We start from the raw sequence: 13,353 nt of genomic DNA on the forward strand, positions 1-13,353 counted from the left end.
GCTTTATTGTCGTTATTAAGTACAATAACGACAATAAAGCAAGCCTGACCCCAAGTAAAAACAACTTGACATCATATCTATACTTGTATAGACAAGTAGTATCCAATTCAAAAACAAATGTCAACCATATGGGGAGGAAAATAATGAATAATAAAGAAAAAATATTAAAGAATCTTAAGATTGGATGTGGTGTGGCCCGCCCTGTCAAAGCACCCAGGGGGACCCAGCTTCACTGCAAGGGCTGGCACCAGGAAGCAGCCTTGCGTATGCTTTGCAACAATCTTGATCCCGACAATGCTGAAAACCCTGATGAGTTGATTGTCTATGGTGGTCTTGGTAAAGCAGCCAGGAACTGGAACTGTTTTGACGCCATTGTCAGGACTCTGCTGGATCTTGAGAATGATGAAACCATGCTGGTCCAGTCAGGGAAACCGGTCGGTGTGCTGAAAACCCATGAAAGCGCGCCCAGAGTTTTGATTGCCAATGCAAATATTGTCCCCAAATGGGCTAACTGGGACACCTTCCATGAACTGGACAAGAAGGGCCTGATCATGTACGGCCAGATGACTGCAGGTTCCTGGATATACATCGGCACCCAGGGAATCCTCCAGGGCACCTATGAGACCTTTGCTTCACTGGGACAGAAACATTACAATTCAGATCTGACCGGAAAAATTGTCGTGACGGCAGGGCTTGGCGGCATGGGCGGTGCGCAGCCTCTTTCGGTTACCATGGCAAACGGTGTTGCAATTTGTATTGAGATTGACCCCGGCCGGATCGAGAAAAGGCTTGGAAAACGGTATCTGGACATTGAAACAGCAAGTCTTGATGAAGCTATTTCAAAAGCCAGAGAAGCTGCAAAGGCAGGCAAACCCCTTTCCATCGGCCTTTGTGCAAATATAGTGGATATCCTGCCGGCCATGATTGAAAAAGAATTTATTCCCGATGTCATCACCGACCAGACCAGCGCCCATGATGAACTCAACGGATATTTTCCCCAGGGGCTGTCCTTTGAAGAGGCCTTAACTTTAAGAAAAACCGACCCTGAAAAATATAAGGACATGGCTTTGAATTCCATGGCTGACCATGTAAGAGCCATCCTTGAAATGAAAGATAAAGGGGCCGTTGCCTTTGATTATGGTAACAATTTAAGAGCTCAGGCAATGAAACGAGGGGTTGACAATGCCATGGATTATCCGGGATTTGTTCCGGCTTATATCCGTGAACTTTTCTGCCAGGGGGAAGGACCCTTCAGATGGGCAGCCCTTTCCGGCGATCCCGAAGACATCAGGGTGACAGACCGTGAACTTATCAGGCTTTTCCCTAAAAAAACCAAAATGATCAACTGGCTGAAAATGGCCGGAGAAAAAGTGGAACACATGGGTCTTCCCACACGGATCTGCTGGCTGGGGTATGGTGAAAGGGAAAAAGCAGGCAAGTTGTTTAATGATCTTGTCAGGGATGGAAAGGTTAAAGCCCCTATCGTTATCGGCCGGGACCATCTGGACTGCGGATCGGTTGCATCCCCTTACAGGGAGACTGAAGCCATGAAAGACGGGTCTGATGCTGTGGCAGACTGGGCGTTGTTAAACTGCATGACCAACGTGGCTTCGGGAGCTACATGGGTATCCTTCCATGACGGCGGTGGAGTCGGTATTGGATATGCCCTTCATGCCGGTCAGGTCACGGTGGCCGACGGCACACCTGAAGCAGAAAAACGCGTAACCACTGTTCTTAGAAATGATCCGGGCACAGGGATCATCCGCCATGCAGATGCAGGCTATGAAACTGCTATTGATGTAGCCGAAACAAAGGGCGTCAAACTTCCCATGATCAATATGCATCAGGATCTGTCATGACACGACACATGGAAACCTTATTACCCGATAAAATTGATGCGCTCTTTATCAATTGTCATCTTGCCACCATGGCCGACAATGCCCTTGCAATTATTGAAAAGGCGGCTCTGGCCGTCACCGGAAAAACTATTTCATGGGTCGGCAAAGAAAAAAATCTGACCGAAAATTTCAAAACCGGATGCCCAAAAATCATTGATTGCAACAAGGGCTGGATTCTGCCGGGATTTGTGGACTGTCATACCCATCTGGTCTGGGGCGGATCAAGATCCAATGAATTTGAAATGAGACTCAATGGCGCAACCTATGAAGAAATTTCAAAAAAAGGCGGCGGCATTTTCTCCACGGTACAGTCCACCCGAAACGCTTCAAAAAATGAATTGTTTATTCTGGCATCGAAACGGGTGGATGCTTTGTTAAAACAGGGTATCACAACCCTTGAAATCAAATCCGGTTATGGGCTGGACCTTAAAACCGAGTTGAAAATCCTTGAGGTCATCAGACAATTAGATGAAAATTTCCCTTTGCACGTAGAGGCAACTTTTTTAGGCGCCCATGCCCTGCCCCCGGAATATCAAAATAACCCGGACGGCTATATCGATCTTGTGACCCAGACCATGCTGCCGGAGGTTAAAGCACAGGGGATTGCAACCTCAGTGGATGTCTTTTGTGAGCATATTGCCTTTACGCTTCCCCAGACAAAAAAGGTCTTTGAAACAGCAAAAAACCTCGGGCTCAACATCAAGCTTCATGCAGAGCAGTTATCCGATTCCAATGGTGCTGCCTTGGCCTCTACATTTAATGCCCTGTCTTGTGATCACCTTGAGTACCTGTCCCTGTCAGGTGCAAAAAAAATGGCTCAACATAATGTTGCCGCCGTTCTTTTACCCGGTGCCTTCTACTTTTTAAAGGAAACACAGAAACCGCCCGTGGATATCTTCAGAAATCTTAAGATTCCCATGGCCGTATCAACAGACCTGAACCCCGGTTCCAGCCCGGTTCATTCCATGACACTCATACTCAATATGGCCTGCATACTGTTTGATCTGACCTGTGAAGAAGCATTGCTCGGAGCCACCATCAATGGTGCAAAAGCCCTCGGCCTTGAGCTATCAAAAGGAAGTATTGAAACAGGCAAAGATGCCGACCTTGTTGTATGGGATATTGATACCCCGGAAGATCTCTGCTATCTTGTCGGCTTGACGTCCATTAACACAGTCATGATAAAGGGCCGTATACACCACACCAATTTGTGTAAATAATTGATTTCTACGGAGAAACTCCATGACCGGCATACTGACAGTCATCAACTGGACCATTTTAATCGGAACGTCTCTTTTCTTCCTTATCTTAAGCCTGTCCTCTTTTAATGAAAAAGAATACCGGGCCGCTGTCATAGCATTGCTTGCCTTCATACTGAACAATCTTTTCTGGACTTGGTTTCTCTATGCTTCATATGCCCTTCAAACCATAAATATCCTTATTATATCAGGTCTTGGTCTTTTTGGACTGATCTCTTTAATGAGCTTCTTTCCGAACAAACCCACCGGCCGAGACCTCTCAAATGCAGACCAGTATGATGAAAGAGATAATATGTTTGCCAGGAACAATATCCAGCATTACCCGGACCTAATGGAAAGATATTATGCCATACGTCCGGAGAACGAATCAACAGACAGACAGCTCCATCAAAAGCCTGAATTCGGAGAAAAAGAACAGATCTATCATGACGCATACACAGCCCCCTGCTATGAGGCTGCTTTTGAATATCTTGAAAAATCAATTCCTTTGTCCACAGGGGCAGTGGCTAAGCAAAAAATATCCATAGACCCGATACAATTTTGTAAGACCATAACTGACATTTCTAAATTTTACGGCGCCTGTGATGTGGGTTTTTTACAACTGAGATCCCATCATTTTTACAGCCATAAAGGCCGGCATGCTGCAAACTGGGGGAAAAAAACCGACCAGACCCATAAAACAGCCATTGCCATCGTGGTCCCCATGCGGGTTGAAATGATTAAAAAAGGCCCCACAAGTTGTGTGCTCCAGGAATCTGCACAAAAATATGTGGAAGCAGCAAAGATATCCAATATCCTGGCCACCTATATCCGACAGTTCGGATACCGGGCAAGAGCCCATAATGATGCCAATTATGACACCTTATGTGTTCCCATAGCCGTTGAAGCGGGCCTTGGCGAACTGGGCCGCATGGGAATTCTCATGCACAGGGTTCATGGCCCCTGTGTCAGGCTTGCCATTGTAACAACGGATCTTGAATTACCGGACTCTGCCTGCCCAAAGCCTCTCTATATGGAAGAATTCTGCAAAATGTGCAAAAAATGCGCTGACAATTGTCCGTCGGGTTCCATTACCCATGATAACGAGCCCTATAGCCGCAACTTCAGGCACTGGTCCATACACCAGGAAAAGTGCTTCTCTTATTGGAAAACAATCGGGTCTGACTGCGGGTTCTGTCTTTCTGTCTGCCCGTATACCAAACCAGATACATTAATTCATAAATTCGTCCGATTTTATATTTCCCGTAACTTCTTGAACCAGAAAATTGCACTTTTTATGGACGATCTGCTTTATGGCAGACACAAAAAAATTGCCAAAACCAACCCTGAAAACATTTTTAAAACTTGAACAAAAAAAACTGAGGAACGAAGTCCGGAATTTTGTCAAATCCATTCCCAAAAAAATGATTCTGGATATGGATGCCGATAAAATTCAATTCCTCAAAGAATTTTTACAGGAAGCCGGCAAAATCCGGGACCTGGAACCAGATGCAAAAGAAGTCCATGCAATGGACGAAAAAATCTTTGAATAACTGCTTTTTTACTATTATTCTTCAAACATGACTTTAACATCAAGGGCGATCCATTCCCCGTCACTGAAAACAATTGGATTGATATCTAGCTGACTTAATTTATCACCCAGATCATGGGCAAGCCTTGACACTTGTGAAATCGCTTGGGCAAGTTTTTTTTTATCAAGGCTCATCCCCCTGAAATTATCAAATACAGGGGATAAAACCAGTTCATCAATCATATCCGTGGCTTCATTCACAGAACAGGGCACCAGCCTGAATGCCGTGTCCTTATATATTTCTGTCAGAACCCCGCCTGCCCCAACCATTACCGCATGACCCAAGGCTGGATCTTTGATGATCCCGATAATAAATTCCGGTCCCATATAAGTGCTTTGATTTTCAACAAGGATATTCTTTTTGGGAAACCGGTCCTGCATGAGTTTAAAATTATCCTGAATACACTCTTTGTCACTATTCAGAAGCACTCCCTTTTGTTCTGTCTTATGCAAAATATTTGAAGAACAGACCTTCACTACATATGGCGGCTTGATATCATTAATATTAAGCTCATCTTCCGGTCCCAGTCTTTTTCCCTTTGGCACCTTAATCGAATAGAGCTTTACCAGCTGCTTGGCATCAAATTCATCAGGATTTTCTTTATCACCAAAGGTTTCAAACCAGAGTTTCAGTTTTTTTTCCATCCTGCTATGCCTCCTGCTCAAGCCGCTGCTTTATCTTTGTTCTTTCCACCAGAAAACGAGCAGCCCGGACCGCTCTTCCCACCGAAGGATATGCTGCCACACCGGCATAGTATAAATTTTTAATACTATTGTCTGTGAAGGGGCCGTACTTGGTGAATACGATCACTGGTTTGTCGGATTTTTTAATTTTATCAGCAATGATATCTATCAGATTTTCCGAAATCCCCGGGGGTGCAAAAAAGGCGATACAGATAATAATATCCACCCCATCATCTTCGATCAATATATCAAGGCTTTGTGAGAACATCCTGTCATCAGCACTTGCAGTGATATCTACAGGATTTTCACAGGCTGCAAAAGGGAAAGTGGCCTCTTTAATCCGTTTCTGGGTATCTTTGGAAAGCTTTGCCATTTTCAAAGGTGCCCGCATGTCCTTTTTCTCGATAAAATCCGTACACATCACCCCGTAACCACCGGCAGCGGTTAAAACAGCCACCCGATTCCCCGGAGCACCCGACAGCATGGAAAGAACCTTTGTGGCATCACAAAACTCTTCATCATCATAAACCCGCTGAATCCCGAATTGTTTCAATGCCCCGCTGATCACATTGTCGGAACCGGCAAGTTTTCCCGTATGGGAGCTGACTGCCGAGGCTGCCGTGTGGGTCCTTCCGGCTTTTAAAACAACCACGGGCTTATCTTTTGTAGCGTCTTTGGCAGCCGTTAAAAATTGTCTTCCCTTTTCAATATTCTCAAGGTAAAATCCCAGGCAATTTGTCTTTTCGTCCCGGGCAAAATAATGGAGAAAATCTATTTCATCAAGATCGCACTTGTTTCCCAGGCCCACAAAGGCTCGCATTCCATAACCGGTATTGGATGCATACCCAAGGGCTTCAACACCCACCGAGCCACTTTGAACAATACAGGCAACCCTTCCATTTCTGTCCAGCGCCTTATCCCCATGTTCAACAAAAATGGTATCAATATTTTCATCCGGCAAAAAGATTCCCAGGGAATTGGGGCCAAGAATATTGACATTTTTCTCTTTTGCCAGCCTTGTTAATTTTTCTTCCAGTTCCCTGCCTTCGGCACCGACCTCACCAAACCCGCCGGCAACAAGGATATAATTTGGAATTCCTTTTTTTATACACATTTCCACGGATTTTACTGCGGCTGCAGCAGAAATAGTGATGATGGCAAGATCAATATCTTCCGGCAAAGACTGGATATCCGGACAGACCTTATGGCCTTCAATGGCATTCTCTTTAGGATTTACCGGGAATAACCGCCTTCGGGAATCCAAAAGCCGTCTAAAAACAATCCCCCCGACTTTATCTTTAGACTTTGATGCACCGATCACGGCTATCTTTTTTGGATTTAAAAATTTTTTTAGTGATGCGATTTTATCCATATGTTTGCTATTCTTCCAAAAAGAATCAATCCTTTTTTATTGTTCTATATGTTATCTATTGCAGCGAATGGTTATATAAAATTAATAATATTCTTCAAAAGCATCCTCAATGATGTCTTTACGGCGTTGCATTTTGTTCATTCTTTTATCAATGCTGGCAGTATACTGTTTTAATTCGTTTTCGTTCTTAATCAAATAATAACCACGGTTGCTACCACCAACTGGAAGATGAAGCTTTTCGATTGCTTCAAGAATAAGTTTTCTTACTTGAACATGAGTGGCATCTTCATATATACCAATAGCGGGCCCAATTTTTCCAGAACTTATCTGGTTTTCTCTACCGACATGATTTTCGAGGATCTCTTTGATTTTTTCTAACTGGGATTTCGTAATCATTTTTTTCTCCTCATTTGTTTGAAAATCGAATTTATATAACGGCGGCTGAGAATAACAGCCGCCGATAAGCTGGCCGCGGAGCGGTCAGCTTATCGCTGCTAATAAGCCGCGCGTCTTTTTGCGTCGGCTGAATTAGCCTTGTTATGATTTATTATCCAAAAATATCAATATACCCGCATTCATCAAAGGCTGATTTCAAATATTCTGCAAATTCACTAATCTCACTATCATTTTCTGATAGTTCTTTTAAGGTGTTGACGGAATCTTTCTGAGTGTACCATAAATAAAGCATAAGAGCCGATTTACGAATCTCTAAATCGTTTGAATTATCCTTTGAAATATTACTTAAGATCAATGCCTTAGTGGGAATGGTTGAAATTATAGCCTCAACACATTGACCAAGACTACCTCGATAAAATCCGTTTTCATCAACAAAATATAGCAACCTTATAAAAAATTCTGGTCCCATTTGCCTTATTTTTTCTTCAAGACTCAACCGTTGTTTCTCTTCAATAGTATTACCCGAGTGCCAGTATATGTCTGGATGGCCTGGTATCAGTGAAAGTATGTAAACTAAATATCCAGAAATATTATCAAGTGATCTTCCCATGAATAAGTCAAAAAATAAATCCCAAACCTTATCCAGGTATCTGAAATTGTTTAACAAACTTGAAAGACCAACTTTGTGCATATCCAAATATTTGGAACTAGCGAAATCAACTGAACGCTCAAAACTTAAATTGATTGGCCTATTTAGGAAATGAGGCAGAAAGAAATTTTGGCAGGCATTGGTGTCAAATTCATTTATATCTCTTTTTTCAAAAATTATTGTGTATGGACCAATGTCCAATCTCTTTCGATCATGTTTCAAAAGATTAGAAATATCGATCCAGTAACCCGTTTTTTTATCCGGATCATAAACTAATCCAATAACAGTTAAAGAGTGGTTTATCCAATAATTGAAGTGCTCCTTCGATGCGGGTATTTTACATGTTGATTCCGTGCAGTACGATGCCCCAGATTTTATTTGAGCAGCAATACTCTTACCAGTTACCTTTTCCCCATCAACCAACTCAACTATTGCATCAATACCGAAATCATTTCTTTGATCAATTTCATTAAAAATGCAGTTAGCATTTTCAATAATTGATCTGAAGTAATTCACACCTTCTCGTTCAATAGTTGTTAAATGTCTTTTAGTTGGTAAATTCATATGATTTTAAAAGCATAACGCCTGAACTCACTGGTTTTTACGGAGCGCAGCGGAGTAAAAATCCAGTGCAGTGATTTGTTAGCCCCATTTTTAAGAAGCTCAATAGCAAAATTTCCTATTTCGGATCTAATGATTTTAATTATTGAAAACCTTTAGAAATCGTGAAATTATTCGATCTTTATAATTACCCCAAGGCATCATCCTTTTTTGTGGCCAAGTAACATACAAAAAGCGTTTTGCGCGGGTAAAAGCAACATACAGATTGTTTTTTTCTTGTGTCATCTCAATACCCCCGCTTCGCACGGCTCGATAATCAGGAAAAGTTTCATCATCCATGCCAATAACAAAGACAATATCAAATTCCTGACCTTTCATTGTGTGTACCGTACTCAATGTAATTCCAGAATGTTGTGTTAATGGATGAGTTTGCCCCAAAGCCATAGCATTCTTAAATTGATGCAATGACTTGTTATCTGTATTCTTAGCGTAATTACGCCAATGTTTAAGAAGCTCTTTAATATCATTGAAGATCATATTCTTTTCATTTTCATCTTCAACATTCAGATTATCCCTGAAATCTTCCAACATCATTATTAGGTTGCTTCCGTCATCACTTAATTCTGTAACCAGTTTGATTAACTTTTTATTCAACTCATCCAATACCAGTGAAATTACATCTCCCAAGTTTATATTTTCGGTTGTTTCTATTTTTAGACGGCTTAACAATCTTTGTTTATGCAAGCTGTCTTGAGGGTTCAGTCTCACCCTTAATGCAAGGTCAAATATGTTCATTAAATCAGATTCAAACTGAATCGCACCTGGTGTCATTTTGTAATAAAACGGTAAATCAGTCTCTTTTAATTGAATCTCTATCGAGTTAAAGATATATTTATTCCTTGCAAGCACGGCTATCTTTTCACAGGTGATTTCACCCTCAATATCATCGTGCGTCTTTAAGGCAATTAGTTCATTTATTTTGCCGACAACCCACTGAGCTTCAGCTTCTTCATCCTTTAATCCATTTATCTCAAAAAACCCTTCCTTAACCGTTCCCACAATATATTCTGCATCAGGAATGATTTTTTCTGCCGCTTCTAATACTTTTCTTGATGAACGATAATTTTCATTCAATTCAACAATTACAGGCTTAAAATTACCAACAAACTGTTTATCCATATAGTCTGGTGAAGAGCCATTAAAGTGATAGATAGATTGATTGGGATCACCTACCATCATAACATTGTTAAATTCTCCATTAGTCAAAGCAAGTAAAAGTTGATATTGGGCATTATTTAAATCCTGTGCTTCATCTACACAGACAGCAAAAAAACTTCGGCGATACAAGGCGGCTGTTTTGGGATAATCTACCAATAAGCCATACGCTAGAAATAGCAAGTCATCAAAATCTATGGCATCTTGAGATTTCAAAAGTTCCTGATAGTTTTGATACAGTAAAGCAATATTTTCATCATCAGTATGCTCTCCAATTTCATTGTCAGCAATCAACTTCCGTTTCATCTCTGAAATAAAATTCAAAACACGATAGCGAAAATTTTTCTGCTCTTGTTTATCCTGTGTTTTGTATTTGCCTGCATAAGATGGAGTTTGTTTAATCGCCTGCCCAATTAACTCCAGTCTGTCTATTTCATCTTCAAAAATATGCGGCATCTTGGCATGACCAATCAAATTGCCGTGATTTTCAAGTATGGATTGGCAAAAACCATGAAAAGTCCCAACAAAAATACGCTTCTCGATTTCCGATATATTATTTAATCGTTCCTCGATTTCTTTTCCCGCCTTGTTGGTAAAGGTCAGGGCAAGGACTTTTTTATTGGTTTTTGCCAGTAAATAGCGTACTCTTTCCGTTAAAACTCGTGTCTTACCACTTCCCGCACTGGCCTTAACATAGATTGGGACATTTTCAGCATAGACAATTTTTTTTTGCTTTTCGGATAATTCAATTGTGGTTGTCATGCTTCTGCCTCTTCTATTTTTAAAATAGCGGATATCTTGTTAAACAGTGCAATTACCTTTGGAGGTAAATCTTTTTCACTTTGTATAATCTGTTCAGCTATAGCAGGGCCATATTGAGCTTTTCTACCCGTAATAACATCGTATAACTTATCGTCATCATAACTTTCGATTTCTGTTAACCTGTCCTGTTCTTTTGCTTCTCGATGTTCGTCATTCGTATAAACATCTAAAGAAGCGATGGCTTTTTTAATTTTATCACCAAAACCATCACTAATTAGCTGTTTCTCAAAGTCATTTCCATCATCAACAAAAACAATACAATCAGTTTCACTTTTCGGAGATCCACAATTTAAGAACTGTTGCTGAACACTACTTTTAATATTTTTATCTGGTGTGTTTTCCGCATCACTGAAAATAATCCATGGAATGTTCAACGCCGCGGCAAAGCGTAAAAATGGCAGATAATTTCCATGACCGCCGACACCGACAAAATCCAGTCCCATTTCAACAGGTGTTTTATTAAAGTGCTTTTGTGCGAAAATAGGTAGTGCCTGCTCTTCAGTTTCCCCTTCAAAAAAGACGATTAGCTTTGAGAAAAATATCTCTCCTCTGGTATTGATGACCTGTCGATTTATTTTCCTGATATCTTCGGGTTCTAAGTTATCAATTTCTATCCTGCCACAAGTCACAGTTTTTTCTTTATAAAAATTTCGTATCTGACCTAAATTGGCCGTTGCGGCGATATAAGGTGAATGGGTGGCAATAATTTTTTGACCTGATATGGCATTTATCTGTCCAAAAAGCTTCTTCTGAGCATTGGGGTGTAAATGGGCTTCCGGCTCTTCTATGGCAAGGACAGGAAAAAACACAGATTTCTCTTTTTCAGCATTTTTTAAAAGCAATGCAATAAACGATTTCAACGTCAATAGAGAAGACCAACTTCTTGTTCCCATGCCATGATATTCCATGGAAAAACTGTCATGGCGGTCGGTATAATAAATCGTTAAACCTTTATTCAAATCACGAATCTTTTTAGTAAAAGGCGTGATTTCTATCCCCTCACTGCGGGTATCCATCGCGGTATCCAACTCTTTTAACGTTGTTTTGATATTGGACAAAATATCGCTACTGCTGACCGCCTTTTCGTTCAATAATTCGATCTGTTCTTCGATCTCTTTGATATCCTCTTTGGAATATTCGATTTTGGACAACATCTTGCCAAGATAAGAGCTTCTTAATTTTGTGTCCTCCAGAATATCCCGTTGGGCGTCCATATAAAAGAACGGAACTTCATCGAAATGAAAACTTGTCTTTTTGCTGTTATCAACACCAAACCAATCAATATCACCCTTCTTGAATTCAGGCCACTCTTGCAGAATAAATTGCTGAGTTTTGTAGCTGTTTTTTATCGCATCGAAAGTAATGATTGTTCTTAGCGGAACAAAGGCTTTACCATCAACATCATTTCGGATTCTATCGGTGGTGAATAGAATTTCCCAGTCTTCTGAAAAGTCCTCACACCGTTTTCCATCACCATCGATGGAAACAATCAATAGATCAATAATTATTTTCTCGGAAACCGAACTTCCCTGGATAAAAAAATCATCCTGCGAGACAAATTGGCGATTACCCAAAGCCAACTGCAAGGCCTTGAGAAAAGATGTTTTTCCGGTATTGTTCATGCCTGTTAAAATCGTGGTTTGCTCAAGCATTACTTCAAGATTTTTTAAACCTCGAAAACCTGCAATGCGAACAGTTTTTATTAAAATACTCATATGGCTACTTCCTTATCATATTGTACCAAAAGTTCACAGTTCAATTGTTGGGCTAACAGTATTAATAAGTGGATATTTTCTATGCTATTGACTGTAATAGATCTCAAAATTTTCCATCTATCACTAACATTAAGCAAAAAAACATGGAAACATTTTCCACTTGTGACCTTTTAAGTTTCAATTTTCCACTTATCAGGGTATATTCAATTCTAATATGGAAAGTCAACCAAAATTTCAACCCGACCCAAAGTTAAAATTAATGGATCAGATCCGTGAGGTTCTGAGGTACCATCATTACGCTTACCGCACGGAACAAACCTATTGTCAATGGGTATTGCGTTATATCCGTTTCTTCGGCGGCAAAGTCCATCCCCGTGATCTCAGTTCCCATCATATCGAACGGTTTTTGTCAGAACTGGCAGTCAAACGAGAGGTGTCAGCATCCACCCAGCGCCAGGCCCTTAACGCCCTTGCCTTCCTTTATCGTGAGGTGCTCAATATACCTTTGGACAGAAAGATTCAACCCGTTCGTTCAAAAAAAACCCCCAAACTGCCCACTGTACTCGGTAAAGAGGAAATCAAGAAGTTTTTCCAGCATATTGAGGGAACCCACGCATTGATGGCAAAGCTTCTGTATGGTTCCGGCTTGCGACTAATGGAGTGTGTACGCCTTAGAATCAAGGATCTTGATTTTGACCGTAAGCGGATACATGTGCTCGGTAAGGGAAACAAGTGGCGAAGTACTATCCTGGCCGAGCCGATCATTTCCCAACTTCAAAGCCATATCAAACATGTGAAAGCCTTGCATCACTGCGATCTTGAAGAGGGTTTCGGTGAAGTGTATATTCCAGTGGCTTTAGGTCGGAAATATAAAAATGCCGCCATGGAAACCCGGTGGCAATATGTTTTTCCATCAAAAAAACGTTCCGCCGATCCCCGGTCAGGCTCTGTAAGACGTCACCACGTCTTGGAATCCGGCATCCAAAAGGCGGTGAAGAGAGCGGCGCATAAGGCGGGCATCGATAAACGGACTACCTGCCATACCCTGCGGCACAGTTTCGCTACCACCATGCTGGAGAACGGTATCAATATCCGCATGTTGCAGGAACTCTTGGGCCATGCAGACGTTAAGACCACAGAACGCTACACCCATGTGATGGATAAGGACATATCCCAACTCACCAGCCCCCTTGAAGGTCTGGACCTGTAAAT

The 13,353-nt window shown here is 41.3% G+C and carries 11 protein-coding genes; 5 read left to right on the forward strand and 6 right to left on the reverse strand.

Translation table 11 applies throughout. The annotated features are described in order from the left end of the window. The first annotated feature begins 143 nt into the window (after positions 1 to 143). Genes hutU through QAI40_RS04405 form a run of 4 tightly spaced genes read left to right on the forward strand, consistent with a single transcriptional unit; the run spans position 144 to position 4,689 of the window. Positions 144 to 1,859 carry a urocanate hydratase gene (hutU, locus tag QAI40_RS04390; RefSeq protein WP_299978912.1) on the forward strand — a complete coding sequence of 572 codons (1,716 nt, stop codon included), beginning with the start codon at positions 144 to 146 and terminating at the stop codon, positions 1,857 to 1,859. Beyond that, on the forward strand, positions 1,856 to 3,118 hold the full coding sequence (gene hutI / locus QAI40_RS04395; protein ID WP_299978910.1) for an imidazolonepropionase: 1,263 nt from the start codon (positions 1,856 to 1,858) through the stop codon (positions 3,116 to 3,118). Before hutU ends, hutI begins: the two co-directional genes overlap by 4 nt. A gap of 22 nt (positions 3,119 to 3,140) precedes the next feature. Continuing rightward, positions 3,141 to 4,505, forward strand: coding sequence for a 4Fe-4S dicluster domain-containing protein (locus QAI40_RS04400; RefSeq protein ID WP_299978908.1), 1,365 nt, complete (start codon positions 3,141 to 3,143; stop codon positions 4,503 to 4,505). Further along, complete coding sequence (locus QAI40_RS04405; protein ID WP_299978905.1) at positions 4,450 to 4,689, forward strand: hypothetical protein; 240 nt, start codon at positions 4,450 to 4,452, stop codon at positions 4,687 to 4,689. Before QAI40_RS04400 ends, QAI40_RS04405 begins: the two co-directional genes overlap by 56 nt. A gap of 14 nt (positions 4,690 to 4,703) precedes the next feature. Here the strand turns inward: QAI40_RS04405 and QAI40_RS04410 are convergent, their stop codons facing one another. The 6 genes from QAI40_RS04410 to QAI40_RS04435 all read right to left on the reverse strand — a co-directional run bounded on the left by QAI40_RS04410 (position 4,704) and on the right by QAI40_RS04435 (position 12,141). Beyond that, entirely contained in the window at positions 4,704 to 5,372 is a 669-nt protein-coding gene (locus QAI40_RS04410; RefSeq protein ID WP_299978902.1) for an acetate--CoA ligase family protein, read from the reverse strand. Between the two features lie 4 nt (positions 5,373 to 5,376). Further along, on the reverse strand, positions 5,377 to 6,783 hold the full coding sequence (locus QAI40_RS04415) for a CoA-binding protein (protein ID WP_299978899.1): 1,407 nt from the start codon (positions 6,781 to 6,783) through the stop codon (positions 5,377 to 5,379). A gap of 81 nt (positions 6,784 to 6,864) precedes the next feature. Further along, positions 6,865 to 7,179 (reverse strand): hypothetical protein, encoded by a 315-nt coding sequence (locus tag QAI40_RS04420; RefSeq protein WP_299978896.1) that lies wholly within the window; start codon positions 7,177 to 7,179, stop codon positions 6,865 to 6,867. A 151-nt stretch (positions 7,180 to 7,330) separates the two neighbouring features. After that, a complete protein-coding gene (locus QAI40_RS04425; RefSeq protein ID WP_299978894.1) occupies positions 7,331 to 8,392 on the reverse strand; it encodes a DUF4365 domain-containing protein in 1,062 nt (353 codons plus the stop codon). 135 nt (positions 8,393 to 8,527) lie between these two features. Continuing rightward, positions 8,528 to 10,366 carry an ATP-dependent helicase gene (locus QAI40_RS04430; RefSeq protein ID WP_304511458.1) on the reverse strand — a complete coding sequence of 613 codons (1,839 nt, stop codon included), beginning with the start codon at positions 10,364 to 10,366 and terminating at the stop codon, positions 8,528 to 8,530. Further along, on the reverse strand, positions 10,363 to 12,141 hold the full coding sequence (locus tag QAI40_RS04435) for an AAA family ATPase (protein WP_299978888.1): 1,779 nt from the start codon (positions 12,139 to 12,141) through the stop codon (positions 10,363 to 10,365). The genes QAI40_RS04430 and QAI40_RS04435 overlap by 4 nt, the downstream gene beginning before the upstream one ends. 214 nt (positions 12,142 to 12,355) lie before the next feature. On the opposite strand from QAI40_RS04435, the gene QAI40_RS04440 reads away from it, so the two are divergent. Beyond that, a complete protein-coding gene (locus QAI40_RS04440) occupies positions 12,356 to 13,351 on the forward strand; it encodes an integron integrase (RefSeq protein ID WP_299978885.1) in 996 nt (331 codons plus the stop codon). Positions 13,352 to 13,353 lie beyond the last annotated feature (2 nt).

Origin of the sequence: Desulfobacula sp. (assembly GCF_030611305.1) — a bacterium.
Taxonomy (GTDB): Bacteria; Desulfobacterota; Desulfobacteria; order Desulfobacterales; family Desulfobacteraceae; genus Desulfobacula.